Annotated in this window: 26 protein-coding genes and 4 tRNA genes; 17 read left to right on the forward strand and 13 right to left on the reverse strand. The window is 63.5% G+C overall.

The genetic code is table 11. From position 1 onward, the window contains the following. Positions 1–22: 22 nt before the first annotated feature. The 4 genes from AC56K1_RS10015 (at position 23) to tssA (ending at position 4,744) form a co-directional block, all read left to right on the forward strand. Positions 23–514: an Hcp family type VI secretion system effector gene (locus tag AC56K1_RS10015; RefSeq protein WP_497157694.1), complete on the forward strand. Its 492-nt coding sequence runs from the start codon at positions 23–25 to the stop codon at positions 512–514. A 67-nt stretch (positions 515–581) separates the two neighbouring features. Further along, on the forward strand, positions 582–1,043 hold the full coding sequence (tssE, locus tag AC56K1_RS10020) for a type VI secretion system baseplate subunit TssE (protein ID WP_497157695.1): 462 nt from the start codon (positions 582–584) through the stop codon (positions 1,041–1,043). Positions 1,044–1,094: 51 nt separating this feature from the next. Further along, the gene (gene tssH / locus AC56K1_RS10025; RefSeq protein ID WP_497157696.1) at positions 1,095–3,749 is read left to right on the forward strand and encodes a type VI secretion system ATPase TssH; all 2,655 of its coding nucleotides are present in this window, start codon (positions 1,095–1,097) and stop codon (positions 3,747–3,749) included. A gap of 8 nt (positions 3,750–3,757) precedes the next feature. Next, positions 3,758–4,744, forward strand: coding sequence for a type VI secretion system protein TssA (tssA, locus tag AC56K1_RS10030; protein ID WP_497157697.1), 987 nt, complete (start codon positions 3,758–3,760; stop codon positions 4,742–4,744). A 71-nt stretch (positions 4,745–4,815) separates the two neighbouring features. Here the strand turns inward: tssA and AC56K1_RS10035 are convergent, their stop codons facing one another. Beyond that, positions 4,816–5,367 (reverse strand): phasin family protein, encoded by a 552-nt coding sequence (locus AC56K1_RS10035; protein WP_497157698.1) that lies wholly within the window; start codon positions 5,365–5,367, stop codon positions 4,816–4,818. Between the two features lie 54 nt (positions 5,368–5,421). Then, entirely contained in the window at positions 5,422–5,622 is a 201-nt protein-coding gene (locus tag AC56K1_RS10040) for a hypothetical protein (protein WP_497157699.1), read from the reverse strand. Positions 5,623–5,724: 102 nt separating this feature from the next. On the opposite strand from AC56K1_RS10040, the gene cueR reads away from it, so the two are divergent. Continuing rightward, a complete protein-coding gene (gene cueR / locus AC56K1_RS10045; protein WP_497157700.1) occupies positions 5,725–6,135 on the forward strand; it encodes a Cu(I)-responsive transcriptional regulator in 411 nt (136 codons plus the stop codon). 90 nt (positions 6,136–6,225) lie between these two features. On the opposite strand, the gene AC56K1_RS10050 is transcribed toward cueR, so the two are convergent. From AC56K1_RS10050 to AC56K1_RS10060, 3 genes are all read right to left on the reverse strand, one after another. Then, positions 6,226–6,310: transfer RNA gene (locus tag AC56K1_RS10050), tRNA-Leu, on the reverse strand. A gap of 68 nt (positions 6,311–6,378) precedes the next feature. Next, positions 6,379–6,463 (reverse strand) — tRNA-Leu (locus tag AC56K1_RS10055). Positions 6,464–6,525: 62 nt separating this feature from the next. After that, positions 6,526–6,610 (reverse strand) — tRNA-Leu (locus AC56K1_RS10060). A gap of 336 nt (positions 6,611–6,946) precedes the next feature. Here AC56K1_RS10060 and rnr point away from each other — a divergent pair. The 4 genes from rnr to AC56K1_RS10080 all read left to right on the forward strand — a co-directional run bounded on the left by rnr (position 6,947) and on the right by AC56K1_RS10080 (position 12,151). Continuing rightward, a complete protein-coding gene (gene rnr / locus AC56K1_RS10065) occupies positions 6,947–9,814 on the forward strand; it encodes a ribonuclease R (RefSeq protein WP_497157701.1) in 2,868 nt (955 codons plus the stop codon). Positions 9,815–9,817: 3 nt separating this feature from the next. After that, complete coding sequence (gene rlmB / locus AC56K1_RS10070) at positions 9,818–10,561, forward strand: 23S rRNA (guanosine(2251)-2'-O)-methyltransferase RlmB (protein WP_497157702.1); 744 nt, start codon at positions 9,818–9,820, stop codon at positions 10,559–10,561. Between the two features lie 163 nt (positions 10,562–10,724). Beyond that, entirely contained in the window at positions 10,725–11,462 is a 738-nt protein-coding gene (cysE, locus tag AC56K1_RS10075) for a serine O-acetyltransferase (protein ID WP_497157703.1), read from the forward strand. Between the two features lie 8 nt (positions 11,463–11,470). Continuing rightward, positions 11,471–12,151: a YceH family protein gene (locus AC56K1_RS10080; protein WP_497157704.1), complete on the forward strand. Its 681-nt coding sequence runs from the start codon at positions 11,471–11,473 to the stop codon at positions 12,149–12,151. Here AC56K1_RS10080 and AC56K1_RS10085 read toward each other — a convergent pair. From AC56K1_RS10085 to AC56K1_RS10100, 4 genes are read right to left on the reverse strand one after another with little or no spacing between them, the layout of a single operon-like run. Then, on the reverse strand, positions 12,111–12,893 hold the full coding sequence (locus AC56K1_RS10085; protein WP_497157705.1) for a hypothetical protein: 783 nt from the start codon (positions 12,891–12,893) through the stop codon (positions 12,111–12,113). The two genes, AC56K1_RS10080 and AC56K1_RS10085, sit on opposite strands and share 41 nt — an antisense overlap. Further along, positions 12,893–13,861 (reverse strand): hypothetical protein, encoded by a 969-nt coding sequence (locus AC56K1_RS10090; RefSeq protein WP_497157706.1) that lies wholly within the window; start codon positions 13,859–13,861, stop codon positions 12,893–12,895. Before AC56K1_RS10090 ends, AC56K1_RS10085 begins: the two co-directional genes overlap by 1 nt. Further along, complete coding sequence (locus tag AC56K1_RS10095) at positions 13,858–14,730, reverse strand: ABC transporter ATP-binding protein (protein WP_497157707.1); 873 nt, start codon at positions 14,728–14,730, stop codon at positions 13,858–13,860. Before AC56K1_RS10095 ends, AC56K1_RS10090 begins: the two co-directional genes overlap by 4 nt. Next, positions 14,727–15,116: a GntR family transcriptional regulator gene (locus AC56K1_RS10100; protein WP_497157708.1), complete on the reverse strand. Its 390-nt coding sequence runs from the start codon at positions 15,114–15,116 to the stop codon at positions 14,727–14,729. Before AC56K1_RS10100 ends, AC56K1_RS10095 begins: the two co-directional genes overlap by 4 nt. 204 nt (positions 15,117–15,320) lie before the next feature. Between AC56K1_RS10100 and AC56K1_RS10105 the strand changes: the two genes are divergently transcribed. Continuing rightward, positions 15,321–15,713 (forward strand): type II TA system antitoxin MqsA family protein, encoded by a 393-nt coding sequence (locus AC56K1_RS10105; RefSeq protein WP_497157709.1) that lies wholly within the window; start codon positions 15,321–15,323, stop codon positions 15,711–15,713. A gap of 139 nt (positions 15,714–15,852) precedes the next feature. Here the strand turns inward: AC56K1_RS10105 and AC56K1_RS10110 are convergent, their stop codons facing one another. The 3 genes from AC56K1_RS10110 to AC56K1_RS10120 form a co-directional block, all read right to left on the reverse strand. After that, positions 15,853–16,587: a UDP-2,3-diacylglucosamine diphosphatase gene (locus AC56K1_RS10110; RefSeq protein ID WP_497157710.1), complete on the reverse strand. Its 735-nt coding sequence runs from the start codon at positions 16,585–16,587 to the stop codon at positions 15,853–15,855. A 40-nt stretch (positions 16,588–16,627) separates the two neighbouring features. After that, positions 16,628–17,119 carry a peptidylprolyl isomerase gene (locus AC56K1_RS10115; protein WP_497157711.1) on the reverse strand — a complete coding sequence of 164 codons (492 nt, stop codon included), beginning with the start codon at positions 17,117–17,119 and terminating at the stop codon, positions 16,628–16,630. Positions 17,120–17,181: 62 nt separating this feature from the next. Then, positions 17,182–17,814 carry a peptidylprolyl isomerase gene (locus AC56K1_RS10120; RefSeq protein ID WP_497157712.1) on the reverse strand — a complete coding sequence of 211 codons (633 nt, stop codon included), beginning with the start codon at positions 17,812–17,814 and terminating at the stop codon, positions 17,182–17,184. A gap of 255 nt (positions 17,815–18,069) precedes the next feature. Here AC56K1_RS10120 and cysS point away from each other — a divergent pair, with 255 nt between their 5' ends. From cysS to AC56K1_RS10155, 7 genes are all read left to right on the forward strand, one after another. Beyond that, positions 18,070–19,461, forward strand: coding sequence for a cysteine--tRNA ligase (gene cysS / locus AC56K1_RS10125; protein ID WP_497157713.1), 1,392 nt, complete (start codon positions 18,070–18,072; stop codon positions 19,459–19,461). Next, on the forward strand, positions 19,461–20,117 hold the full coding sequence (locus AC56K1_RS10130) for a DNA-3-methyladenine glycosylase family protein (protein WP_497157714.1): 657 nt from the start codon (positions 19,461–19,463) through the stop codon (positions 20,115–20,117). The genes cysS and AC56K1_RS10130 overlap by 1 nt, the downstream gene beginning before the upstream one ends. Positions 20,118–20,230: 113 nt before the next feature. Further along, positions 20,231–21,208, forward strand: coding sequence for an acetyl-CoA carboxylase carboxyltransferase subunit alpha (locus AC56K1_RS10135; RefSeq protein ID WP_497157715.1), 978 nt, complete (start codon positions 20,231–20,233; stop codon positions 21,206–21,208). Beyond that, positions 21,205–22,614 (forward strand): tRNA lysidine(34) synthetase TilS, encoded by a 1,410-nt coding sequence (gene tilS, locus AC56K1_RS10140; RefSeq protein WP_497157716.1) that lies wholly within the window; start codon positions 21,205–21,207, stop codon positions 22,612–22,614. The genes AC56K1_RS10135 and tilS overlap by 4 nt, the downstream gene beginning before the upstream one ends. A 135-nt stretch (positions 22,615–22,749) precedes the next feature. Further along, complete coding sequence (locus AC56K1_RS10145) at positions 22,750–23,997, forward strand: aspartate kinase (RefSeq protein ID WP_497157717.1); 1,248 nt, start codon at positions 22,750–22,752, stop codon at positions 23,995–23,997. A 95-nt stretch (positions 23,998–24,092) separates the two neighbouring features. Then, a tRNA-Ser gene (locus AC56K1_RS10150) sits at positions 24,093–24,185 on the forward strand. A gap of 216 nt (positions 24,186–24,401) precedes the next feature. Further along, on the forward strand, positions 24,402–25,409 hold the full coding sequence (locus AC56K1_RS10155) for a tyrosine-type recombinase/integrase (protein WP_497157718.1): 1,008 nt from the start codon (positions 24,402–24,404) through the stop codon (positions 25,407–25,409). A gap of 105 nt (positions 25,410–25,514) precedes the next feature. Here AC56K1_RS10155 and AC56K1_RS10160 read toward each other — a convergent pair whose 3' ends face one another. Further along, entirely contained in the window at positions 25,515–25,841 is a 327-nt protein-coding gene (locus AC56K1_RS10160; RefSeq protein WP_497157719.1) for a hypothetical protein, read from the reverse strand. Positions 25,842–26,092: the final 251 nt, after the last annotated feature.

Genomic DNA, 26,092 nt, shown 5'->3' on the forward strand with positions numbered 1-26,092 from the left:
CTCAACGTGAATGGAGTAGAACATGGCAATTGACGTATATCTGCAAATCGATGGTATCAAAGGCGAATCGATGGATGACAAGCACCGCGACTGGATCGAGTGCATTGCCGTGGACTGGGGCGTGACGCAACCACGTTCGGCGACTGCCTCGACCGGCGGCGGCCACACCGCCGAGCGCTGCGAGCACGAAGAGATCAAGTTCAAGAAGCTGGCCGACCTGGCTTCGCCGATCCTGCTGCAGACCTGCTCGGCCGGCAAGACCATCCCCAAGGCCAAGCTGGAATTCATGCGTGCCGATGGCCAGGGCGAGCGCATCAAGTATTTCGAGATCGAACTGGAAAACGTCCTGATCGGCGGCGTGCAGCCAAGCGTCAAGGAGGGCAGCATCATCCAGGAAGAAGTCGGCCTGAAGTTCTCGAAGATCAAGTGGAAGTACACCCAGCAGAAGATCAACGGCGGCTCCGGCGGTAACACCTCGGGCGGCTGGGACCTGGCAGCCAACAAGATCGTCTGAGGCAGCAGCACGCTCTCGCGGCGCCACGCGGCTCAGCGCGGCGCCGCGCTTCTTTTTGGGAGAGACCATGAAGGACTTTACCCCGGGCCTGCTGGATCGTTTGATGGACGAGCGCCCGCTTGACGCCGCCGGCGCCCCGGTCACGAGCGAGCAACTCAAGGACAGCGTGGCGCGCGACCTCGAGGCGCTGCTCAATACCCGGCTGGCGTTCGACCCCGCGATCCTGGTTGGCTACCCCGAAGCGCGCTGCTCGCTCCTGCATTACGGCCTGGCGGACTTCGCCGGCTACTGCCTGACCAGCAGCATCGACCGCACCGCCGTCTGCGCCAGCATCCAGGACGCGATCGAAGCCCATGAGCCGCGCCTGGTCAATGTCAGCGCCACGCTCGAACTCGACCAGGGCAGCGTCAACCGCCTCAACTTCGCCATTCACGCCCGGCTCGCCGTGTCGCCCGGCGCCGAGCCGGTGAATTTCAATGCGGTGCTGCAGCCCTCGTCGCTGCATTACGCCGTCAAGCGCAACCGCTAGCCGCGAGCGTGCCGGCCCTGCGCTCACCAATCATTCAAAGGACGCCACACGATGGACATCAATCTCAAGACCCTGATCGGCAAGTTGAACGACACCACCCGCGCCGCGGCCACGCGCGCGGCGTCCATCTGCGTCGGACTGGGACAGTACGAAGTCGAGATCGAGCACCTGTTCCTGGGCCTGATCGAGCAGCCCGGCAGCGACCTGGCGACCGTCGCCCAGGCCTGCGACATCAGCTTGACCGGCCTGGAGACCGATTTGCGCAACGAGATCGCGCGCTTCGCCACCGGCAGCGCGCGCACGCCGGTATTCTCGCGCCACCTGCCCACGCTCTTCGAGCAAGCCTGGCTGATTGCCTCGCTGGAGTCGCCAAATAAGGGGCAACCGACCCAGATCCGCAGCGGCCACATGCTGCTGGCCCTGCTCAGCGAGCCCTCGCTGGCGCAACTGGCGCAGCGCGCGTCAAAGCTGTTCCGCAAATTCCCGATCGACCGGCTCAAGCACGATTTCCAGAAAATCACGCGCGGCTCGCTGGAGGCGCAGCCGGCGGCCATCGAGGTGGACGAGACACCGGGCGACGCGGCCGACGAGATCGCAGCCGGTCCGGCGCGCTCTACGCCTGCGCTTGACCAGTACACCACCTGCCTGACCCGGCGCGCGCGCGACGGCCGGGTCGATCCGGTGATCGGGCGCGATCCCGAGATTCGCCAGGCCATCGACATCCTGATGCGCCGGCGCCAGAACAACCCGATCCTGACCGGCGAGGCGGGCGTGGGCAAGACCGCCGTGGTCGAGGGCCTGGCGCTGCGCATTGCGCTGGGCGACGTGCCCGAGGTGCTGCGCGGCGTCGAAATCCATACGCTGGACATGGGCCTGCTGCAGGCCGGCGCCAGCGTCAAGGGCGAGTTCGAGAACCGCCTGAAGAACGTGATCGACGAGGTCAAGAAGAGCCCGCACGCGATCATCCTGTTCATTGACGAGGCCCACACGATGATCGGGGCGGGCGGCGCGGCCGGCCAGAACGATGCGGCCAACCTGCTCAAGCCCGCGCTGGCACGCGGCGAGCTGCGCACCATCGCGGCCACGACCTGGAGCGAATACAAGAAATACTTCGAGAAGGATGCCGCGCTGGCGCGCCGCTTCCAGGTGATCAAGGTCGAAGAGCCGGACGAAGCGACCGCCAGCGCCATGCTGCGCGCCATGGCGCCGCTGATGGAGGCCCACTTCGGCGTGCGCATCTACGACGATGCGGTGACCGAGGCCGTGCGCCTGTCGCACCGCTATATCAGCGGGCGCCAGCTGCCGGACAAGGCGATCAGCGTGCTCGATACGGCCTGCGCCAAGGTGGCGCTGGGTAAAAGCTCGACCCCGGCGGCGCTGGAAGATTGCACGCGCCAGATCGAGCGCATCGATGCCCAGACGGCGTCCCTGTTGCGCGAGGCGAGCGCCGGCGCCGCGCACGGGGAGAAGGTCGCCGCACTGCGCCAGCAGCGCGCCGGTCTGGATGACGAGCGCATCGGCCTGCAGCGGCGCTGGGAGGAGGAACAGCGCATCGCCGCAGAGATCGGCGAGATGCGCAGCGCGCTCGAAGAAGGCAGGACCCAGGACGCGGGGGCACTGCACGCCCGCGTTGAAACGCTGCGCAGCCTGCAGGGCGAGTCGCCACTGGTGCCGGTGCAGGTCGATGGCAACACCGTGGCGGAAATCGTCGCCAGCTGGACCGGCATTCCGCTGGGCCGCATGGTCAAGGACGAACTGCGCACGGTCGTCAACCTGCAGTCGCTACTGGACGAGCGCATCCTGGGCCAGTCGCATGCCAGCGGTGCGGTAGCCCAGCGGGTGCGCACGGCGCGCGCCAATTTGGATGACCCGAACAGGCCGAAGGGCGTGTTCCTGTTCGTCGGCACCTCGGGCGTGGGCAAGACCGAGACCGCGCTGGCGCTGGCCGACATCCTCTACGGCGGCGAGCGCAAGCTCATTACGATCAACATGAGCGAATACCAGGAAGCGCACAGCGTCTCCGGCCTGAAAGGCTCGCCGCCGGGCTATGTCGGCTATGGCGAGGGTGGGGTGCTGACCGAGGCGGTGCGGCGCAATCCCTACAGCGTGGTGCTGCTCGACGAAGTGGAGAAGGCCCACACTGACGTGCTGGAACTGTTCTTCCAGGTGTTCGACAAGGGCGTGCTTGATGATGCCGAGGGGCGCCAGATCGACTTCCGCAATACGATCATCATCCTGACCTCGAACGTGGGCTCGAGCCAGATGATGCAGGCCTGCCTGAACAAGCCGGCGAGCGAAGTGCCGAACCCCGGACAGCTGGCGGAGCTGATCCGTCCGCTCTTGATGAAGCATTTCAAGCCGGCCTTCCTGGGCCGCTTGAGCGTCGTGCCTTTCTACCCGATCCGCGACGAGGTACTGACCCGGATCATTCGCCTCAAGCTCGATCGCATCAAGGAGCGCGTGATGGGCAATCACCGCGCGCGCTTCGAGTACGACGAGGCGCTGGTGTCGGCGGTGCTGAGCCGCTGCACCGAAGTCGATTCCGGCGCGCGCAATGTCGACAATATCCTCAACGGCACGCTGCTGCCCGAGATCGCCGACAGCGTGCTGGCGCAGATGGCCGAAGGCGGGGCGATCGCGCGCGTGAAAGTCAGCGCGACCAAGGCCGGCAAGTTCAAGTACGCCATCGAGGCTAACGCGACTTAGGAGGCAGCATGCTTAATCTCGACAAATTGCTGGTCCCGATCAGCATGGACCGGCCCTGCGGCGAGGATCTCGCGTTCTCGCCCGACGTCGACGCCATCAACCGCGCGCGCCAGGCCGACGATCCGTCGATCGAGCAGGGCGCCTGGGTCACCACGCTGAAAGAGGCCGACTGGAAGTTCGTCGCCAGGCGCTGCATCGAACTGCTGGAATCGCGCAGCAAGCACCTGGGGCTGGCGGTCTGGCTGGCGGAGGCAAGCGCCAAGACGAACGGGCTGCGCGGCTTGGGGACCGGCCTGCGCCTGGTCGCCGGCCTGTGCGAGCGCTATTGGGAGGGCGTGCATCCGCTGCCTGACGAAGACGGCCACGAACGGCGCATCGGCAACCTCGCCTGGATCGCGGCACGCGTCGCGCCCCTGGTCAAGGAGATCCCGGTGGCAGAGGGCGTGACCATTATCGCCTGGGAAGCGGCGCGGGCGCGCGGTCCGGAGGCGGTGGCCGAACTCGATGCAGTGCGCTCGCGCGCTCCCCACGCGGCACGCCAGGCGCTGCTGCAGGAGGCCGAGGACTGCATCGCGGCGCTGGCCGAACTCGAACACGCGGTGGACAAGCGGCTCGGTGCGGACGGCCCCAGCTTCGGAGCGGGCAGGGCGGCCTTGCGCGACCTGGCCGACATGGCGGCGCCGCCATCAGGCACGCCGCTCGCGGCGCCGGCCCAGGTGCAGCCGGCCATGCGGGCCATGGAGACGGCGGGTGTCCAGCTGCGGGTGCCGGACGGCCCGCTGCACAGCCGGGAGGGCGCGCTGGCGCAATTGCGGGCCGTGGCCGAATTTTTCCGGCGCACCGAGCCGCATAGTCCGGTGGCCTATTTGGCGGACAAGGCCGCGCGCTGGGGCGAGCAGCCGCTGCACGCATGGCTGCGCTCGGTCATCAAGGATGACGCGTCGCTGGCGCGGCTGGAGGATTTGCTGGGGATCGAAGCGGAAGCTGAAGGGTGAATGTGAAAGAAAATTTCATGTGGCGCGAAAAATGAAATTTTCTTTCACGGGGAAGGCGGACTGGTCGGCGGCTAGTCCGCCTTATTTTCCGTTCCCGGCTGGACCATCGAACTGGCCTTGGCGATCTGCTCTTCGACGGTCTGGACCGCCTGGCGGGTGGCTTGCGTCACCTGCTCATAACCCTTGAAGGCATTGTCGATCGCGGTCTTGATGATATCGACGGCGTTTTCCGAACCCGGCTTGACGTTCTGGGTGACGTCGTAGATCAGTGCCGACAGGGTGCTCTTGGCTTCAGCCACATGGATATCGGCGGCCTGGCGGAACTCCTGGTGCATCTCGTCGATGATGGTCTTCATCTGCTCGCGGTACTCGGTGGCGCCGGCCACGCCTGGCTGCATGCGGGCATGCAGGGCGGCGATCGCCGCTTTCGGGTCGCCGGCCTTGGCCATTTCCTGGCCGGCGGCAATCGAGCCTTCCATCGAGCTCTTCGCTACATTCATGTTCAGCGCCACCACCTGTTCCACGCCTTTCACCGTCTTGCTGGCGAGGGCGTTAAAGGTCTGCATCTGCAGGTCGAACAAGGTCTTGGTTGCGTTGGCGAACTGCTCCGGACTGGTGAACATCGGTGTCTCCTCCGTATGATTGGAATGGATCGTTGAGCTGCGCTTGCTACGCCATTATTTAGCAACAATGAGTTTTTCGCAACGCGCGTCCCGATACGGCCCGGCAGATCTTTCCCAACCGGGTCCGAGCGGGGTCTGCGAGCAAGCCACCGCGCCGTTGAGTTTGCTGCGCCACTGGAACCAGGGCGCCGGGCCCGCCAGCGCGGTGTTTGCCGCGAGGACGAGGATCAGGAGACTAGGGACAATGTGTTTCATGGCCAGTCGAGCTTACCCCGATGGGGCGGCATGTCAAGCGCTGCCTTGACCTTCCTACGATGGGAAGGTGTATCCTGCTGCGGGAAACAACGGGAGATGACAATGCGCCAGGGAGAAACGCTGTTCAATATCGGCGACGCGGCAAAGGCGTCAAGCGTATCGGCCAAGATGATCCGCCACTACGAATCGATCGGGCTGATCGGCGCGGCCCGGCGCACCGACGCCGGCTACCGCGTGTACACCGAACAGGACGTGCACGTGCTGCAGTTCGTGCACCGCGCCCGCGCACTCGGCTTTTCGCTCGAGCAGATCGGCAAGCTGCTGGGCCTGTGGCGCGACCAGGACCGCGCCAGCGCCGACGTGCGCGCGCTGGCGCGCAGCCATATCGCCGAACTGGATAAAAAGATCGCGGCGATGGAAGCCATGCGCCGTACCCTGGAAGCGCTGGCCGCGTCCTGCCATGGCGACGCGCGTTCGAGCTGTCCGATCCTGGACGACCTGGCCGCGCATTAGCGAAGGGAAAAGGGGGCGCACAACGCAAAACGCCTTAAGCCTTTTTCAAAGCTTACGGCGTTTTGCGGGACATAATATCCAGGTAGAGTTTGGTGCCCACGGAGGGACTCGAACCCCCACACCTCGCGGCACATGGACCTGAACCATGCGCGTCTACCAATTCCGCCACGTGGGCACTGGTACTGCTACTGCAACAACAAACTGCGATACAACGAACTGCCGCGGAAAACATCTCCGGTAGAGTGGTGCCCACGGAGGGACTCGAACCCCCACACCTCGCGGCACATGGACCTGAACCATGCGCGTCTACCAATTCCGCCACGTGGGCACTGGTACTGCAACATCAACTACGCTTTGCTACGAACTGCTGCGGATCTACTTCCGGTAGAGTGGTGCCCACGGAGGGACTCGAACCCCCACACCTCGCGGCACATGGACCTGAACCATGCGCGTCTACCAATTCCGCCACGTGGGCACTGAACTGCTTACTCTGCTACAATAGCAGGCTTTGTCATTTTTCGCTAGATCAACTTTCGTCGCTCATCGCGGCAAAACAAACTTCCCACTACTGCCTTCGCTCCCGCTGCGGCTTGCGCCCCTTGCTGAAGAGACCGAGATTATAGCGGAAGGTTTGCAAAAGTCAAAGAGCCGCAGCATGGCCCTTTGCGCTTTTCCCGGAGCACGCTTCACGCCATATGTTAGGCGAATCCCTGCGTCCTCCGTTACACTACGCCTGTCAAGGTGTCAATCAAACACAATCCTCGGCTGCGCAAATGGCGGCGCCCACAATCAAGAGAAATAAGAAAACGATTTGAAGCAACCTACTCATACCATTCCGAGCCGCGAGGAAATCCTCGCCGTCTTCCGTACTGCCAAGAGCCCACTCGACGCGGCTGAACTGGCGCGTGCCCTGAAGGTCAAGCCAGCCGCCCATGAAGTGCTGGGCCGCCGCCTGAACGCGATGGAGCGCGACGGCCAGATCCGTTCCGACAACAGCGGCACCTATGCGCTGGCAGACCAGTCCAGCTTCATTACCGGCCGCGTCAACGCGCACCGCGACGGCTACGGCTTCGTCATTCCGGATGAAGGCGGCGACGACCTCTTCCTGAACGACAAGGAAATGAACAAGGTCCTGAACGGCGACCGCGTGCGCGCACGCGTCACCGGCACCGACCGCCGCGGCCGCCTGGAAGGCACGATCGTCGAGGTCGTCCAGCGCGCCAACACCCACATCATCGGGCGCTTGATGAACGAGGGCGGCGTCTGGATCGTCTCGCCGGAAGACAACCGCATGAGCCAGGATGTGCTGGTGGCGGGCGGACCGGGCAAGGCCAAGGCCGGCCAGGTCGTCAGCGTCGAAGTCATCGAGCAGCCATCGCGCTTCCAGCAGCCGACCGGCAGAATCCACGAAGTGCTCGGCGAGCTGGACGACCCGGGCATGGAAATCGAAATCGCCGTGCGCAAGTTCGGCGTGCCGCATGTGTTCTCCCCAAGTGCACTGAAGCAGGCCAACCGCCTGCCAAACGAAGTGATCGACGCCGACCTCGCGGACCGCGTCGACCTGCGCGACGTGCCCCTGGTGACGATCGACGGCGAAGACGCGCGCGACTTCGACGATGCGGTCTATTGCGAGCCGGTCAAGATAGGCAAGACCAGCGGCTACCGCCTGCTGGTGGCCATCGCCGACGTCAGCCACTACGTCAAGCCGAACGACGCTCTGGACGAGGATGCGATCGAGCGCAGCACCTCGGTGTATTTCCCGCGCCGCGTGATCCCGATGCTGCCCGAGAAGCTGTCCAACGGCCTGTGTTCGCTGAACCCGGCGGTGGACCGCTGCACCCTGGTGTGCGACATGGTCGTCACCATGGACGGCGAGGTCACGGCCTATCAGTTCTATCCGGCCGTGATGCACTCGGCCGCGCGCCTGACCTATAACGAAGTGGCCGACATCCTCGGCAACACCGCCGGCCCGGAAGCCCAGCGCCGCCCGGGCATCGTGCCGCACCTGCTGCACCTGAACGAAGTGTTCCGCGCGCTGCTCAAGGCCCGCCAGCAGCGCGGTGCGATCGACTTCGAGACCACCGAGACCTATATCGTCTGTAATGCCGTGGGCAAGATCGAGAAGATCATTCCGCGCACCCGCAATGATGCGCACCGCCTCATCGAGGAATGCATGCTGGCCGCGAACGTCTGCGCCGCCGACCTGCTGATCCACCACAAGCACCCGGGCACCTTCCGCGTGCACGCGGTGCCGACCGAAGAAAAGCTGAACCAGCTGCGCACCTTCCTGAAGCTCGTCGGCCTGAACCTGGGCGGCGGCAACAAGCCGACCGCGCGCGACTATGCCGAGACGATGCAGAAGATCAAGGAGCGCCCGGACGCCGCGCTGCTGCAGACCATGCTGCTGCGTTCGATGCAGCAGGCCGTCTACAGCCCGGACAACGTCGGCCACTTCGGCCTGGCCTACGAGGCCTATGCCCACTTCACCAGCCCGATCCGCCGCTATCCCGACCTGCTGACCCACCGCGCCATCAAGGCCATCTTGCAAGGCAGGCGCTACGAGCCGAAGGGCATCGAGCTGGGCAAGCTGAACACGACCATGTCGAATTCGGCGCGCAAGCAGGCCGCCAGGGACAAGGCCGCCGGCACGCAGAAGAACGAAAAAGACCTGACCATCTGGGACGCGCTCGGCGTGCACTGCTCGGCCAACGAGCGCCGCGCCGACGAAGCTTCGCGCGACGTCGAGAACTGGCTCAAGTGCTTCTTCATGCAGGACAAGCTCGGTGAAGACTTCACCGGCACCGTGTCCGGCGTGACTGCCTTCGGCATTTTTGTGACGCTTGACCAGCTCTACGTCGAAGGCCTGGTGCACATCAGCGCCCTGGGCACTGACTACTTCCAGTACGACGAAGCGCGCCACGAGTTGCGCGGCGAGCGTAGCGGCCAGCGCTACGGCCTGACCAGCAAGGTCAGCGTCAAGGTGGCGAAGGTCGACCTCGAGTCGCGCAAGATCGACCTGGTGCTGGCCGACAGCGGCGAGAGCATGCCGGCGCCGATGGAACGCGCCCGCCAGGCAGCCATCGATGCGATGGAGCCACAGGGCCAGAAATCCGACAAGTCATCCGGTTCGCGCCGCGGCCGCGACAAGGACCGCGGCCGCGGCAAGGGTCGCGCACCGGAGGCTGCCGCCGCTGCGCCGTCGCGTTTCATGAGCACCGAAGCCGAGACTGCAAACCAACAGGATGTGGCTGCGTCTTCCAGGCGTCCATCGCGCAGCGCCCGCAAGGCCGCTTCTGCAGCCCGGAATGCCGCTAACAGCGCGGACAATGGCGCCGCCAATGGCAACCGTGCTCCCCAGGGCGTGGCCATGCATGCCGTGACGCCTGTATCGCCTGTTGCGGCGCCGGCAGCCAAGCCAGCCAAGGCCAAGGCCAAGGCCAAAGCCCCGGCCGAAGTCGCGGCGCCAGCCGAGGCGCCAGCCAAGGCCAAGGCGCCGGCCAGGAAGGCCCCGGCGAAGACCGTGGCCAAGGCACCGGCCAAGACGCCAGCCAAGGCTCCGGCCAAGACCGCAGTGAAATCTGTAGCCAAGACCCCAAGCAAGAGTGCCGCCAAGACGAGCGCACCGAAAACCAAGGCAGAGGCCAAGACCCCCGCCGCCAAAACCAGCCGGAAGAAGTAAGCAATGAAAAATAAAATGTTATTCGGGTTCCACGCGGTGACCTCGCGCCTGCGGCATGAGGCGCAATCGGTGGAAGAGATTTTTGTGGACGCGTCGCGCCAGGACCGCCGCATGCACGACCTGATCGCCAACGCCAAGGCGGTAGGCGTGCGCGTGATGCCGGTCGACGCCTCGCGCCTCGACAAGATCACCGGCACCCGCCGCCACCAGGGCGTGATCGCCTTTGCCAGTCAGCTGGCGCTGGCGCGCAACCTCGACGAGCTGCTCGATGCCATCGAAGGCCCGCCGCTGCTCCTGATCCTGGACGGCATCACTGACCCGCACAATTTAGGGGCCTGCCTGCGCGTCGCCGACGGCGTCGGCGCCCATGCCGTGATCGTCCCGAAAGACCGCGCGGTCGGCCTGAACGCCACCGCCGCCAAGGTCGCCAGCGGCGCCGCGGAGACGGTTCCCTACATCACCGTCACCAACCTGGCGCGCACCATGCGCGAACTGAAGGAACGCGACATCCTCCTGATCGGCACCACCGACGACGCCGACAAGGGCCTGTACGACGCCGACTTCACCGGTCCGGCCGCGCTGGTCATGGGCTCGGAAGGCGAGGGCATGCGCCGCCTGACGCGCGAGACCTGCGACGTGCTGGTCGGCATCCCGATGTTCGGCTCGGTCGAGAGCCTGAACGTGTCGGTGGCTTCGGGCGTCTGCCTGTATGAGGCACGCCGCCAGCGCCTGGCGCGCGAAGGCTGATCGCTCACCGTTTGCTGTAACGGGTTTCACGCAAAATTGGGTTCCGCCAAGGCGGGAACCCAAGTTCGTTCCGCACCCGCTCGCTCTGCCTTTCCCCGCGCTCCGTCAAGCAAACCCCGTAAACATACGCTACCATCCCCATTGGTTTGCGATCATCCTTATTATGTTTTCCAACTTACGCGACGATATCCGCAACATCCTCCAGCGCGACCCTGCCGCACGTAACGGCTGGGAAGTCCTGACCTGCTATCCCGGCCTGCATGCCGTGATCATGCACGGCTGGGCGCATGCCTGCTGGAACTTCAAACTGAAGTGGATCGGCCGCTTCGTTTCCTATGTCGCGCGCGTGATCACCGGCATCGAGATCCACCCCGGCGCCGTCATCGGCCGCCGCGTCTTCATCGACCACGGCTTCGGCGTGGTGATCGGCGAGACCGCCGTGGTCGGCGACGACTGCACCATCTACCAGGGCGTCACTTTGGGCGGGACCACGCTGGTGGCCGGCACCAAGCGCCACCCGACCCTGGAACGGGGCGTCATCGTCGGCGCCGGGGCCCAGGTGCTGGGCGCCTTCACGGTCGGCGAATACGCCAAGATCGGCTCCAACGCCGTGGTCATCAAGCCGGTCCCTGGCGGCGCCACCGCGGTCGGCAACCCGGCCCACATCATCCGCAAAGAAGACCAGTCGCGCAGCGCCCACCTGTTCGCCGCCTATGGCGTCACGCCCAACGGCGACGACCCGCTGTCGAAAGCCCTGCGCGGCCTGATCGACCACGTGGCCCGGCAGGACGAGCAGATCGAGCGCCTGACCAACACCATGCGCGAAGCCGGGCTGTGCTGTCCGAAGGTGGAGCAGGGTGATAAACTCGACTCGGAACAACTGAACCGACTGGTCGAATAAGGAAACGCATGACGAATGAAGCTACTGGCGCCCAGGGCGGCAACAGCCCTGCGGTGCTGGACCCTCTGGAAACCCGCGTGCTCGCGGTGCTGGCCGAGAAAGAGGCGCTCACGCCCGACAACTACCCGATGTCGCTCAACGCCATCGTCAACGGCTGCAACCAGCTGTCGAGCCGCGATCCGGTGATGCAGATGACCGACGAGGTCGTGCAGGACACGCTGCAGCGCCTCATCGAGCGCAAGCTGGTCAATGCAACTTCGCAAGCCGGGGCGCGCGTCGTGAAATACGAGCACCGCATGCGCATCAAGTGGACACTGGAGCAGGACAAGGTCGCCGTGCTGGCGATCCTGATGCTGCGCGGCCTGCAGACCGCCGGCGAGATCCGCACCCGCACCGGTCGCCTGCATGAATTCAAGAGCGTGCAGGATGTGGAGACCACGCTGCAGTTCCTGATCGACAAATACCCGCCGCTGGTGGCGCGCCTGGAGCGCGCCCCTGGCACCAAGGAGCCGCGCTACGGCCACCTGCTGGGCGGCGAGATCGCAGCCAATGCCTATGAACCCGCTGCCGCCGGCGCTTCGACCGGCGGCAGCCGCGTCGGCCAGCTGGAGCAGGAAGTCGCCTCCCTGCGCAGCGAGCTCGACCATCTCAAGGCCCAGTTCGAGGCGTTCCGCCAGCAGTTCCAGTAGGCGGCTCGGCGAAGCTCAGCTCGACGATCGCGTCGTCGCTCCAGCTACTTGAGGCGATCGATACCGCGAACGTCGTTTCCTTGACCTCCAGTGCCAGCGTGCGCTCGCCTTCGCGCAGTACCGCCGCAGTGATGGGGGCGTCGGCCTCGAAGTCGAAGCTGGCTTCCCTCTTTTCGTCGAAGAAGCTGCACCAGTCGGTTGTGAGCAGCACGCCGTTGATCAGGACGACTCCCCAGAACGGAATCTCTTCCTTCGCGATCGCGATCATCACCTTGCATTCCAGCCGCAGGTCGCCCAGCCGCCGCTGGTTGGCGGGCAGGCCCGGCGTGCGGATATCGGGCGTGACACGATAGTGCCGGCGCTTGCGGTTCAGTTCCAGCTCGCTGTCGGCGTCAAGGGCTGCCTCGCTGCGCGGCACCACGAAGCGCCTCGCCCCGTCGACCGCTATCTGAAGCCTGAAGCCCCCGTCGCCGGCCAGGCGAATCGCCAGAGCTTCGGGCGAGTCGTCCTTGCGCCTCGCAGTAAGGCGAAACTGCAGCTGCTGCACCGCCGGCGCCAACTTGTGGTGCTTGTCGAAGGCATCCAGTCCCGCCAGGACCGCCTTGTACTTGCGCACCTCCGGGTTACGCATGGCATTGACATGTACCGGATCGAGTTCCTTCACCGGCGCATCTGGTGCGGCGCCGGTGGCGCCGCACAGGAGCAGGCTGCCGGCAACGAAGGCCTTCAGTGCCCGCATCATCAACCCTCGTCGCGGAAGCGGCGCAGGCGGATCGCCGCGTACAGCATTGCCACGCCTGCCACCACGCCCAGCCACACGCCCGGCGTACCCAGGGTGAGATAGGACTGGCCCAGCAGCAGCGCCGGATCGAGGCCCTGTTCGGCGTTGTCGAAGGCGCGCATGTCGGTCGCACCCAGCCAGATCCCCGGCAACAGGCCACCGAGGCCACGCACCACCACCTGCTCGACGAACCAGTCGACATCGACCAGCGTGTTCGACACCTGGCTGAGCAGGAAGTTGAACCACTTGAGCAGCACCACCGTGATCAGGGGGATGCCTACGGCCCACAGGAAGACCTTGGAACGCGCCCAGCTCGACACCAGCAGCAGCCAGCCGACGGTCGGCAGCGCCCACAGGATGTACAGCGGCAGGAAGGCCAGCAGGTAGAGGGGGCTGAGGTAGAGGTTTGGTTCCGACAGCACCGGCGCGAACAGGTTCAGGCCCTTGCCGGCGGCACTGATCATGCCGAGCACCAGCAGCAGCAGCGAGGCGGCGACGGCGACGACGATCGTGATCAGGGGTGCCACCACCAGGGCGGTCACGACTTTCGAGAGCACGGTGTCGCGGTCCGACAGCGGCAGCGACTTCCAGAACAGGATGCTGCGGTCGCGCCGGTCGTCATACAGCGCCGACAGGCAGTAGAAGAACACCACCACCGGCAGCACGATGAACAGGGGCGCGGCGATGCCCATGTAGCTCGAGGCCGCGATGTGGGCGATCTTGTAGCGCAGCGCCTGCGGGAAGCCCTGGATCGAGACCAGGTTCTGGCCGTCGATCTGGATATGCTCCGCGCCCCCGAAGGCCATGCTGTACATGAAGCCGCCGCCGATGAAGACCACCATCGCGATGGCCACGGCGACCGGCGCCCAGAAGAATGCGCCCTTGTGCTCCCAGAACTCGCGCTGGAGCAGCCATTTCATGGTTTTCATGCGTAGGTTCCTTTCATGGTTGCGACGAACAGGTCGGCAACGCTGGGGTTACGGGTTTCGCCCAGCTGGGCGAGCTGGCTGCGTGCGACGCCGTCCGATTTGTTCGAATCGAACAGCATCACCGACTTGCCGAACACGGTGCGCTGGTCGATCGGCTGCAGCGCATTGGCTGCATTGACCTTGTCGGCCGCGACCATCACTTCGGTATAGCGCTCGCCGATTTCTTCCATCGACGCGGCCAGCACGATCCTGCCGTCGCGAATGAACATCAGGTCGGTGAGGATGTGCTCGACCTCCTCCACCTGGTGGGTGGTGATGACGATGGTCTTCTCTTCGTCAAAATAGTCTTCCAGCAGGTTCTGGTAGAACTGCTTGCGGTAGATGATGTCCAGGCCCAGCGTGGGTTCGTCGAGCACCAGCAGCTTGGCGTCGATCGCCATTACCAGCGCCAGGTGCAGCTGGACGATCATCCCCTTCGACATCTCCTTGACCTTCATGCCAGGGGCGAGCCTGGTACCGGCGATGTAGCGCTCGGCCTTGCTGCGGTCGAAGCGCGGGTGTACGCCGGCCACGAAATCGACTGCGTCGCGCACACGCAGCCAGCGCGGCAGGATCGCCACGTCGGCGATGAAGCAGACTTCCTTCATCAGGTCGTCGCGCTGGGTGCGCGGGTCGAAGCCCAGCACCGAGAGCTGGCCGTCGAAGGGAATCAGGCCGAGTGCGGCCTTCAGGGTGGTGGTCTTGCCCGAGCCGTTGGGGCCGATCAGGCCGACGATGCGCCCGGCCGGGATGTCGAAATCGATGCCGTCGACGGCGGTACGCTTGCCGTAACGCTTGGTCAGGCCGCGCGCTTCGATCACGGCGTTCATGCTGTGCCTCCCGGCGCGAGTCCGTTTCCATTCGCCGGGCTGGCGCGCAGCAGCTGTTCGAGGTCCAGGCCGAGGCGGCGGATGCGTTCGACCATGGCAGGCCACTCTTCGCGGATGAAGCGCTCGCGTTCGGTGGTCAAGAGTTTCTCGCTTGCTCCTTCGGTGACATACATGCCAATTCCCCTTCGCTTTTCCACTAAGTTCTCGTCGACCAGTTCCTGGTAAGCCTTCGATACGGTGATCGGGTTGAGTTGATATTCAGCCGCGATCTGGCGCACCGAGGGCAGGGCATCGCCCGCCTTGAGCAAGCCGTCGAGCATCATGCCCACCACCCGCTCCTTGAGCTGGCGGTAGATGGGGGTGTTGTCATTCCAGCCGACTGTCATGTCCAGCCCTCCTTTGTAGAAACGCGCTGTGGTTCATCCCGTTACTCCGTGTTGGTGCATCGTTGAAGTGGTGTTGTAGTAAGGTATAACACCAACGAGGTAAGTGTCAACATGCATACGCGAGATTTATTCCGCTCGCCCTGCGGGCGCGGCATCGCCGCACATTTTGGTAGGATGCGAAGCCAGGGAACAAGGAGATGCACGATGCACAACTGCCCGAACTGTGGCGTGTCGCCACTGGTCCACGCCACCCGCGAGATGGTCTACAGCTACAAGGGCAAGAGCCTCGCGATCCCCGAGGTCATGGCCGACTGCTGCGCCGGCTGCAGCGAGGTGATCTTCACGATGGGCGAGCACGAGCACTATGGCGAGCTGATCAAGGAGTTCCGGCGCCAGGTCGACGAAGCCGGCCCGGCCGAGATCCGCAGCATGCGCAAGGCGCTCGGGCTGACCCAGGGCAAGGCCGACGAGATGTTCGCCGAAGGGAAGGGAGAGTTTGCGCGCTACGAGGCGGGGAAGGGGGAGGCGCCGGTGGCGCTGGTGAAGCTGCTGCGATTACTGGGGCGGCATCCGCAGTTGCTCGATGAAGTGCGCTGATCCCGGTCGAGGACCTTGATTCGACGCGCCCACGCGTCCAGCCAACGGTCGTGCCGCCATGGACGCTTTACGACAGAGCTGCAGCCGGTGAACCGCGTGGGCAGAATCTGCCCACCCTACGGGATAGCGAAACGCCGGCTTAATCGACCACGCGCGGCGTAAACCGCCCCCGGTCATCCAGCTCCAGCCACCCGCCCCGCAGCGGCTCGGTATCCAGCTCCCAATCAGGCAGCACATACCGCACCCGCTCATCGACTTCATGCATGGCCGGCCGGTGCGTATGCCCGTGGACAATCACCTCGGCCCCGGTCGCGGCAAACAGCGCATCGACCGCACCCGGCGTCACATCCATGATCTCGTACGATTGCCCGGCCTGCGCCTCGCGGCTGCCTTCGCGCAGCCCGGCGATGATGGCCTTGCGCTGCCCTAGCGGCATGCCGAGGAATTGCTGCTGCCATTCGGGGTCGCGCACCTGGGCGCGGAAGGCCATGTACTTGAGGTCGGCGGTGCACTGGGCGTCGCCGTGCACCAGCGCGATGCGCCGGCCAGCCGCCTCGATGACGTGCGGCTCACCCAAGAGGGTCAGCCCGGCCGCTTCGGCAAAGCCCTGCCCGACGAGGAAATCGCGGTTCCCGGCCAGCCAATAGACTTCGACGCCCGCATCGCTCACGGCGCGCAGCGCATCGATCACGGACTGGTGGAAAGGCTCGGCGAGATCGTCGTCGCCGGCCCAGTATTCGAAGATGTCGCCCAGCAGGTAGAGCTGCCTGGCTTGCAGCGCGCGCCCGGCCAGGAAGCCGAAAAAGGCCTCGGCCGTGCGCGGGTGCGCCGCCTGCAGGTGCAGGTCGGACACGAAGAGCGCGAGCGTGGTCATCGGATCGATGGGGTAGGCAACAGCCCGCGCACTACGTACATCAGATGACTTCGGCTTTTTCGATGATGATCGGGTCGACCGGCACGTCCGAGTGCATGCCCGTGCGGCTGGTCTTGACGGCGTTCATCTGGTCGACGACGTCCTGGCCTTCGGTGACCTTGCCGAACACGGCATAGCCCCAGCCGTCCTGGCCCGGATAGTTCAGGAAGGCGTTGTCCTTCGTGTTGATGAAGAACTGGGCCGATGCCGAGTGCGGCGCCGAGGTGCGGGCCATGGCGACGGTGTACTTGTCGTTCTTCAGGCCGTTCTTGCCTTCGTTCTCGACGGTGGCATCGGTGGCCTTCTGCTTCATGCCCGGTTCGAAACCGCCGCCCTGGACCATGAAGTCCTTGATCACGCGATGGAAGATGGTGTTGGTGAAGTGGCCCTTGTTGACGTAGTCGACAAAATTGGCAACCGTCTTTGGCGCTTTGTCCGCGTCCAGTTCGAGGGTGATGTTGCCCATGTTGGTGGTCAAGCGTACGCTGGTCATCGAGTGTCCTTTGAGTTGGTTTTTGTTAAGAGTGCGAGAACGACATTTTTCTTCACAGCGCGCTATTTTACAAGCTTGTCGCCCTTGAGGACGGTCGCGGACTGAATGAAGATCGGCTTCACCGGCACGTTCTGCATGCCCTTGACGTCGTCCACCAGCACGCCCTTGATCTTGTCCACGACTTCCTGGCCCTTCACGACCTTGCCGAACACGGTATAGCCCGAGCCCTTGTAGTTCGGGTAATCGATGCCGGAGTTGTCGGCCACGTTGATGAAGAATTGCGAAGTGGCCGAATCCGGATGGTCTTCGCGCGCCATGGCCACCGTGTACGGCTGGTTCGACAGGCCGTTGTTCGATTCGTTCTTGATCGGCTTGTTGGTATGGCGGCCCTCGAACTTCTCGTTCATGCCGCCGGCCTGGATCATGAAGCCTTCGATCACGCGGTGGAAGATCGTTCCTTTGTAAAAGCCCTGCTTCACGTACTGCATGAAATTGGCCACCGTCTTCGGCGCCTTGTCCTGGTCCAGCTGCAGGACGATCTCGCCCATCGAAGTCTTGATCGATACCTGCGGCCCGTTGACCGGCGCGGCAGTGGCTTCAAGCGGCGCATCGGCCAATACAGCGCTGGAGAGGAGCAGGGCGCCTGCGCCAAGCGCCAGGCGGCGCAGCAGGAAGCTGCGGAAGGTTGCGGTCATTGTCTGGGCTCTCCTCTGGTGGACATCGCGCAAGGCGATGTCAAGTGTTTTCCCGAAAAATAAAGCTGAACCATATGCGGCCAGCCGGGATTTTAACAATGCTATACTTTGCGCGGAACGTCCCATTCTATCAAAGAAGAATAACACCAAGGGTTCAGACGATCTCGACGCAATCCCGCTGTGCCGGCGCACGCTTTACCCAGCGTGCGTCCCGCTACCGCATTGCCCGATTTCTCGTCCCGTTAGAACACACCCATGAGCCAACTCAAGATCTACAACACGCTTGCGCGTGACAAGCAGGTATTTGTCCCGATGGAAGCCGGCAAGGTCGGCATGTATGTCTGCGGCATGACCGTCTACGACTACTGCCATGTCGGGCATGCGCGGATGATGATGGCCTTCGACGTGATTTACCGCTGGCTCATGGCGTCGGGCTACGAAGTGGAGTACGTCCGCAACATCACTGACATCGATGACAAGATCATCAAGCGCGCGGTCGAAAACGGCGAGACCATCGGCGAGCTGGTCGCGCGCAACGTGAAGTACATGGACGAGGACATCGCTGCCCTCAACATGCTGCCGCCCACCAGGGTCCCGCGCGCCACCGAATACGTGCCGCAGATGCTGTCGATCATCGAACAGCTGGAAGCCAAGGGCCTGGCCTACAAGAGCAGCGACGGCGACGTCAACTACGCCGTGCGCGGCTTCGAAGGCTACGGCAAGCTGTCCGGCAAATCGCTCGACGACCTGCGCGCCGGCGAGCGCGTCGACGTCAACAGCGGCAAGCGCGACCCGCTCGACTTCGTGCTGTGGAAGGCCGCCAAGGAATCCGAGCCAAGCGAGGCCAAGTGGGATTCGAAATGGGGCAAGGGCCGTCCGGGCTGGCATATCGAGTGCTCGGCCATGTCCTGCGCCACGCTCGGCGAGCATTTCGACATCCATGGCGGCGGCGCCGACCTGCAGTTCCCGCACCACGAGAACGAGATCGCCCAGTCCGAAGGCGCCTTCGGCGGCAACATGGTCAACTACTGGATCCACAATGGCTTCGTGCGCGTGGACAACGAGAAGATGTCCAAGTCCCTGGGCAATTTCTTCACCATCCGCGATGTGCTCAAGCAGTACGACGCCGAAGTCATCCGCTTCTTCATCGTGCGCGCGCACTACCGCAGCGCGCTGAACTATTCCGATGCGCACATCGACGACGCCAAGGGCGCGCTTCAGCGCCTGTACACGGCGCTGTCGATGGTCGAGCTTGGTAGCGACGCCCCGGCAGTCGATTGGGACGAAGCGCACGCGGTTCGGTTCCGCGAAGCGATGGACGACGATTTCAATACCGCTCTGGCAGTGGCCGAGCTGTTCGACCTGGCAAGCGAAGTCAACCGCACCAAGTCGGTCGAGGCCGCGCGTCAATTGAAAGCCCTCGCGGGCGTGCTGGGCCTGCTCGAGCGCTCGCCCCAGGCCTACCTGCAGGGCGGCAGCGGCGAGGCTGGCGCTGACGCCGGCGTGGATGAAGCAATTTCCCGCCGTGCCGCCGCCAAGAAAGCCCGCAATTTTGCCGAAGCGGATGCCATTCGCGCCGAACTGACTGCCGCCGGGATCATCCTGGAAGACAAGCCGGACGGAACGACGACCTGGCGCCGCGCATAATGGCAGACAAGGACAAGCCGGTGGCGGCCCCCGAGTCGCCGGGCGAACTGTCGGTTCCAGCCTATTGGGCGGAGGCGAAAGCCACGCTGATGGCGCGCGACCGCATCATGAACAAGCTGATCCCGCAATTCGGCGACCTGCACCTGCGCGGCCATCCCGACCCCTTCACCACCCTGGCCCGTTCCATTGTCGGCCAGCAGGTCACGCCCAAGGCGGCCGACCTGGCCTGGGGCAAGCTGCTGGCGATCTGCCCGAAGCTGGCGCCAAGCCAGGTGCTCAAGGCCGGCGCGCTCGAGCTGGCCGGCTGCGGACTGTCCAAGCGCAAGACCGAATACATCCTCGACCTGGCCGACCATTTCAAGGCCAAACGCGTCCATGCCGACCTGTGGTCGCAGATGGACGACGAGGCCGTCATCGCCGAACTGGTCCAGATTCGCGGCATCAGCCGCTGGACAGCGGAGATGTTTTTGATATTTAATCTGCTCCGGCCGAACGTCCTGCCGCTCGACGACGCCGGCCTGATCCAGGGTATCAGCCAGAATTATTTCTCTGGTGAACCTGTTTCCCGCAGCGATGCGCGCGAGGTTGCCGCCAACTGGGAACCCTGGCGCACGGTGGCCACCTGGTACCTGTGGCGCAGCCTGGACCCTGTTTAGGCGTTCCTCGTCCGGCACGGGTACGGTAGAATAGCGCCCAAAATCAGGCCAAAGCAGGCCAGGAGCGTGCCGCCCAGACGGACGCTGTGGCCACGAAATAATCCGGAGGTACAATGACTAAAACAACTTTCCTCAATTTTGAACAGCCAATCGCCGAGCTCGATTCCAAGATTGAAGAGCTGCGCTTCGTGCAGGACGATTCCGCCGTCGACATCTCCGAAGAGATCGACCGCCTGGCCAAGAAGAGCCAGCAGCTGACCAAGGACATCTACGCAAAGCTCACGCCATGGCAGGTGTCCCAGATCGCCCGCCACCCGCAGCGTCCATACACCATGGACTATGTGAACGAGATCTTCACCGACTTCCACGAACTGCACGGCGACCGCACCTTCGCCGACGACCAGTCGATCATTGGCGGCCTCGCGCGCTTCAACGGCCAGGCCTGCATGGTCATCGGCCACCAGAAGGGCCGTGACACCAAGGAACGCGCCATGCGCAACTTCGGCATGCCCAAGCCCGAAGGCTACCGCAAGGCCATGCGCCTGATGAAGGTCGCCGAGAAATTCGGCCTGCCGATCTTCACCTTCGTGGACACCCCGGGCGCCTTCCCGGGCATCGACGCCGAAGAGCGCGGCCAGTCCGAAGCGATCGGCCACAACCTCTACGTCATGGCCGAGCTGAAAGTGCCCCTGATCGCCACCATCATCGGTGAAGGCGGTTCGGGCGGCGCGCTGGCCATCGCCGTGGGCGACGCCGTGCTGATGCTGCAATACGCCACCTATTCGGTGATTTCGCCGGAAGGCTGCGCCTCGATCCTGTGGAAGACGTCGGAGCGTGCTTCGGATGCCGCCGACGCCCTGGGCCTGACCGCGCATCGCCTCAAGGCCATCGGCCTCATCGACAAGATCGTCAGCGAGCCGCTGGGCGGCGCGCACCGCGATCCGAAGGGCATGGCGCAGATGCTCAAGCGCGCACTGGCCGATACCCTGCGCCAGTTCACCGGCGTCAAGACCAAGGACTTGCTCGAAGCCCGTCACCAGAAACTGATGAGCTACGGCAAGTTCAAGGAAACGCTGCCGCGCGAAGAGTGAGCCGTTCAACAGCCGGAACCATTCCGGCAGTCTTTGCGCAGGCATTGAGCGGCCTGCGCGCCGCACATTCCCCGACTTCCATGGCGATTGCCTGCAGCGGCGGCCTCGATTCGATGGCCTTGCTGCGGCTCGCGCACGACTGGGCATCCAGCCAGGGCCTCACCCTGCACGCCTTCCACGTCCACCACGGGCTGAGCCCGAATGCCGATGCCTGGCTGGCGCATTGCGAGCAAGCCTGCACGGCGCTGGGCATCGCTTTTGATTATCGCCGCGTGGAGGTCGTCAAGGGCAAGGACGGGCTCGAGTCCGCCGCGCGCAAGCTGCGCTACCGGGCCCTCGGCGAGATGTGCTTGCTGCACGGCGTGCCGCTGCTGCTCACCGCCCACCATCTCGACGACCAGGCCGAAACCGTGCTGCTGCAGTTGCTGCGCGGCTCGGGCCCGGCCGGCTTGTCGGGCATGGACGCCGCTAATCACGCAAGCGAACTGCTGGGCAATGCCGAGCTGGTCATGGCGCGGCCCTTGCTGCACGTCTCGCGCGCCGAGCTCGAAGCCTACGCGCAGCTTGAAAACCTGGCGTGGGTGGAAGACGAGTCCAACCTGGATGCGCGCTATGCGCGCAATGCGCTGCGCCATACGGTGATGCCGGCACTGTCTGCCGCCTTCCCGGGCTTCCAGCAACGCCTGGCGCGCGGTGCGGCCCACGTGCAGTCGGCCCAGCGCATGCTCGACGAGCTGGCCGCGCAAGACCTCGCTGTGTGCCTCGATGGCGACACCGTCGACCTGGCGCGCCTGCAATTGCTCAGCCGCGACCGCGTGGACAATCTGCTGCGTCACCTGTTTGCCCAGCGCGGCTTGGCCATGCCCTCGACCGCCTGGCTGGCGGAGATGGTGTCCCAGCTGTTCTCGGCGCGCGAAGACGCCCAGCTCAAGGTGACGCACCCGGCCTGCCATATCCGCCGCCACCGCGGCAAGCTGCACATCACGCCGCGGCTGCCTGATTTGGCCGGCATGCGCGACCCGGACGACGAGGGGGTGATCGAAAGATTCGGCGAGAGCTTCGTTTGGCGCGGCGAAGCGTCGATGGCTTTCCCGGCCTACGGCGGCGTGCTCCACTTCGATCCGGCGCCCGAAGGCTTCGATCCCGCCTGGCTGCGCGCGCAAGCCCTCACCATCGATTTCCGCAAGGGCGGCGAGCGCCTCAAGCTGGCTCCCAATCGCCCCACGCGCGGCCTGAAGGCCCATTACCAGTCGCTGGGCGTGCCAGCCTGGGAGCGCGAGCGCGCGCCGACTGTCAGTGCCGGCCGCTCGCTGCTGTTCGCCGCCGGCATTGGCATGGACTGCCATCACGTGGCGGCAGGGGAGGGCGAACGCATTGCCCTGCGCTGGGTGCCGGCAAGCGAATAGTTTCTGTACGAAAAACGTATTACTTTATTTTCTTTTCGTATAGCTTTTTCTATTCCCTGCCTTGTGATACTGCGCTGCAGCATGCTAGAGTGAGGGTCCCCTTTTGATCCTTCAACAAGCTGGAACCCTCCTGATATGGCTTTAATTGTCCACAAATATGGCGGGACGTCGATGGGCTCGACGGACCGTATCAAGAATGTCGCCACGCGCGTGGCCAAGTGGCACGACGCGGGCCACCAGATCGTCGTCGTACCGTCGGCGATGTCCGGCGAAACCAACCGGTTGATTGGACTGGCCAAGGAAATCATGGCCCAGCCGGACCCGCGCGAGCTCGACATGATCGCCTCGACCGGCGAACAGGTCTCGGTCGGCCTCCTGGCCATGGCGCTGCTGGCCATCGGCAAGGACGCCGTCTCCTACACCGGCTGGCAGGCGGGCATCCGCACCGACTCGTCGTTCACGAAAGCGCGCATCCAGTCGATCGACGACACCCGCGTGCGGGGCGACCTGAACGCCGGCAAGATCGTGATCATCACGGGTTTCCAGGGCATGGACGAAGACGGCAATATCTCGACCCTGGGCCGCGGCGGTTCGGACACGTCCGCGGTCGCGATTGCGGCGGCGCTGAAGGCCGACGAATGCCTGATCTACACTGACGTCGACGGCGTCTACACGACCGACCCGCGCGTGGTGGACGAGGCGCGCCGCCTGTCGAAGATCACTTTCGAAGAGATGCTCGAGCTGGCCTCGCTCGGTTCGAAAGTGCTCCAGACGCGCTCGGTCGAATTTGCCGGCAACTACCAGGTCCCGACGCGCGTGCTGTCGTCGCTGACCGATCCCCTGATGCCGCTGGACGAAGAAGCGAAGTCCGGCACTTTGATTTCGTTTGAGGAAGAGAGCAATATGGAACAAGCCGTCATCTCCGGGATCGCCTTCAATCGCGATGAAGCCAAGATCACCGTCCTGGGCGTGCCGGACAAGCCAGGCGTCGCCTTCCACATCCTCGGCCCCATCGCCGAGGCCAATGTTGAAGTAGACATGATCATCCAGAACCAGTCGGTGGACGGCAAGACCGACTTCACCTTCACCGTGTCGCGGGGCGACTACGTGAAGGCAATGAGCGTGCTGGAAACCCAGCGCGAATCGCTGGGCGCGGCCAAGGTGCTGGGCGACGCCAAGGTGTCGAAGGTATCGGCGGTGGGCGTGGGCATGCGCAGCCACGTCGGCGTCGCCTCGGAAATGTTCCGCACCCTGTCGGAAGAGGGCATCAACATCCTGATGATCTCGACCTCGGAGATCAAGATCTCGGTGCTGATCGACGAGAAATACATGGAGCTGGCCGTACGCGCCCTGCACAAGGCATTTAACCTGGAACAAGCTTAATTATTTTCAGAAATTTTGCCGTGCAATCTTGACCAAACGAGGTCCAGACCTTAAGATGCCTGCACTCAGCGCCGACTGCGAAGTCGGTCCTGACTGGAGACGTGGCCGAGTGGCCGAAGGCACATCCCTGCTAAGGATGCATACGGCTTATACCTGTATCGTGGGTTCGAATCCCACCGTCTCCGCCAGATTGAAGTTTGCTGAGCTTTAGCAAACACCTGAAACCCCCGAATCTCATACTGAGACCCGGGGGTTTTTTGTCTTGTGACGTCCTCATGTGTCCGGACACGTCCAAGATCATGAGGGTAGGCGTCAGGGTATACGGTTGTGCTCCCTCAAGCGCCTACCCTTAAACTGGCTTGCCTAGCCTTGCCCCTGCTCGAAACGTCTAGACAGGAGGTCAAATGCCAAGGTTAGCTCAACCACTCAGCGACATGCAGGTCCGGCGTGTCAGAGCCCAGGAGAAGCTCGTAAAGCTGTTCGACGGACACGGCCTCTATCTGGAGGTGCAGCCTTCAGGTGCGAAGTTCTGGCGGTTCCGGTATCGGAAAGCGGACGGAAAAGAAACCACGATGGCTTTCGGTCCCTACCCGGAGGTGAGCCTCGCAGACGCGCGAGCTAAACGTACAGAGGCGCGCCGGATCCTGCTGGACGGTGGAGACCCCCTGCAGCAGCGCGAGCAGGCCCGGCGAGACAGCCTACGGGCTACCGAGTACACCTTTCAGAAGATGGCTACTGAGTGGCATCAGGTGAAGGAGAAATCGTGGTCGCCGGCGTATGCGCGTAATGTTTTGCATCGTCTCGAAATGGACGTGTTTCCAAGCATAGGGAAAGTGCCTATCGAGAAGATGACGCATCGCGATCTGATAGATGTCTTCCGCAAAATCGAGGCAAGGGGTGCGCATGAAATCGCCAAGCGCAACAAAGCGGTTTGCGCACAGATCTTCAGCTATGCCATCCAGACAGGCGTAGCTGCAAGGAATCTTGTGGCGGACATGAAGGATGTGCTCCAACCGGTACCGGCAGGTAATTTCCCTGCAATTTCCAGCGACGAATTGCCAAGATTTCTGAAGGCGCTTCGCAGTAACGAAGCCTGCATGCAACCTGTTACGCGGATAGGCCTGCGCCTGCTAATGCTGGTATTTGTACGAACCAGCGAACTCATCGAAACCCCATGGAGCGAGATCGAGGAGGAAGCTTCCGACTGGGTCATTCCTTGGCACCGAATGAAACTGGGTAAGAGAAGGCTAAATCCTATCAAGAAAGACCATTTTGTTCCGCTGTCGAGGCAAACACGCGAACTCTTGGCTGAACTGCGAAAGCTCACTGGAGGCGGTAGATATCTGTTTCCGAATCTTCGCGACCACAGTCGTCTCACAAGTACAAGGCGACAGGTTTCTGTGCGGCATTAAGTTCCATGCAGAAATAAATTGAAAATAATGCGATTTGCCTGTCGGTGATGCGTTGGACTATGATTTCGACAACATAACGCCGAAATATTTCACGCTCAGGAGTAATCAAGAATCGGTCTGCACCCACGATGAGAGAATCAAGGTGACCGATACCTCGGTTGTCTCATCCTGGCCGCTCGCACCCCGCCGGACGTGGCTGCAAGACTCAACAATATTAAGGTCAACGTTAACGTCATTCAATCTTCGAAGTTGATTTCTTGAACAAGCTGGCAAAGCAGCATTCATTGCGTCGCGGTGCTTCTCGCACGCTTTATACGCTGCGAGCGAATTGTTCAGGCGCTGTTCTACGACAGTCGGGCTGGCGGCTTTGCCGAATTTGGGCAGGAATACAGTATTGTGCACGTTCGGCATCACGCCGCCCGCTGTCAACATGGCCGCGCCGACCAAGACCAACTCGACCCCTGTCGATCCAACCTTGAAGTTGATCGTCAGTCCGCCGTCCCACGTTACCGCGACAGTTCGCCCGAGTGTGGAATCCCGCTGTCAACAGGCGTATTTGGCGATGCACAGTCGGTTCACATAACGCCTTGTCCAAGCGCGATGAATGCCAGCCCAACCGCACGAGCAGTCCTGAAACTGGCGACACATCGTGACGCAACATGATCCGAGTACCGGAGGGGCGC

The sequence above is a fragment of the Telluria sp. ZB4P37 genome (assembly GCF_059685855.1).

Coding starts and splice junctions, on each gene's coding strand:
- AC56K1_RS10015 (WP_497157694.1), top strand. CDS start 23: ATGGCAATTGACGTATATCTGCAAATCGATGGTATCAAAGGCGAATCG.
- tssE (WP_497157695.1), top strand. CDS start 582: ATGAAGGACTTTACCCCGGGCCTGCTGGATCGTTTGATGGACGAGCGC.
- tssH (WP_497157696.1), top strand. CDS start 1,095: ATGGACATCAATCTCAAGACCCTGATCGGCAAGTTGAACGACACCACC.
- tssA (WP_497157697.1), top strand. CDS start 3,758: ATGCTTAATCTCGACAAATTGCTGGTCCCGATCAGCATGGACCGGCCC.
- AC56K1_RS10035 (WP_497157698.1), bottom strand. CDS start 5,367: ATGTTCACCAGTCCGGAGCAGTTCGCCAACGCAACCAAGACCTTGTTC.
- AC56K1_RS10040 (WP_497157699.1), bottom strand. CDS start 5,622: ATGAAACACATTGTCCCTAGTCTCCTGATCCTCGTCCTCGCGGCAAAC.
- cueR (WP_497157700.1), top strand. CDS start 5,725: ATGCGCCAGGGAGAAACGCTGTTCAATATCGGCGACGCGGCAAAGGCG.
- rlmB (WP_497157702.1), top strand. CDS start 9,818: ATGAAAAATAAAATGTTATTCGGGTTCCACGCGGTGACCTCGCGCCTG.
- cysE (WP_497157703.1), top strand. CDS start 10,725: ATGTTTTCCAACTTACGCGACGATATCCGCAACATCCTCCAGCGCGAC.
- AC56K1_RS10080 (WP_497157704.1), top strand. CDS start 11,471: ATGACGAATGAAGCTACTGGCGCCCAGGGCGGCAACAGCCCTGCGGTG.
- AC56K1_RS10085 (WP_497157705.1), bottom strand. CDS start 12,893: ATGATGCGGGCACTGAAGGCCTTCGTTGCCGGCAGCCTGCTCCTGTGC.
- AC56K1_RS10090 (WP_497157706.1), bottom strand. CDS start 13,861: ATGAAAACCATGAAATGGCTGCTCCAGCGCGAGTTCTGGGAGCACAAG.
- AC56K1_RS10095 (WP_497157707.1), bottom strand. CDS start 14,730: ATGAACGCCGTGATCGAAGCGCGCGGCCTGACCAAGCGTTACGGCAAG.
- AC56K1_RS10100 (WP_497157708.1), bottom strand. CDS start 15,116: ATGACAGTCGGCTGGAATGACAACACCCCCATCTACCGCCAGCTCAAG.
- AC56K1_RS10105 (WP_497157709.1), top strand. CDS start 15,321: ATGCACAACTGCCCGAACTGTGGCGTGTCGCCACTGGTCCACGCCACC.
- AC56K1_RS10110 (WP_497157710.1), bottom strand. CDS start 16,587: ATGACCACGCTCGCGCTCTTCGTGTCCGACCTGCACCTGCAGGCGGCG.
- AC56K1_RS10115 (WP_497157711.1), bottom strand. CDS start 17,119: ATGACCAGCGTACGCTTGACCACCAACATGGGCAACATCACCCTCGAA.
- AC56K1_RS10120 (WP_497157712.1), bottom strand. CDS start 17,814: ATGACCGCAACCTTCCGCAGCTTCCTGCTGCGCCGCCTGGCGCTTGGC.
- cysS (WP_497157713.1), top strand. CDS start 18,070: ATGAGCCAACTCAAGATCTACAACACGCTTGCGCGTGACAAGCAGGTA.
- AC56K1_RS10130 (WP_497157714.1), top strand. CDS start 19,461: ATGGCAGACAAGGACAAGCCGGTGGCGGCCCCCGAGTCGCCGGGCGAA.
- AC56K1_RS10135 (WP_497157715.1), top strand. CDS start 20,231: ATGACTAAAACAACTTTCCTCAATTTTGAACAGCCAATCGCCGAGCTC.
- AC56K1_RS10145 (WP_497157717.1), top strand. CDS start 22,750: ATGGCTTTAATTGTCCACAAATATGGCGGGACGTCGATGGGCTCGACG.
- AC56K1_RS10155 (WP_497157718.1), top strand. CDS start 24,402: ATGCCAAGGTTAGCTCAACCACTCAGCGACATGCAGGTCCGGCGTGTC.
- AC56K1_RS10160 (WP_497157719.1), bottom strand. CDS start 25,841: ATGTTGACAGCGGGCGGCGTGATGCCGAACGTGCACAATACTGTATTC.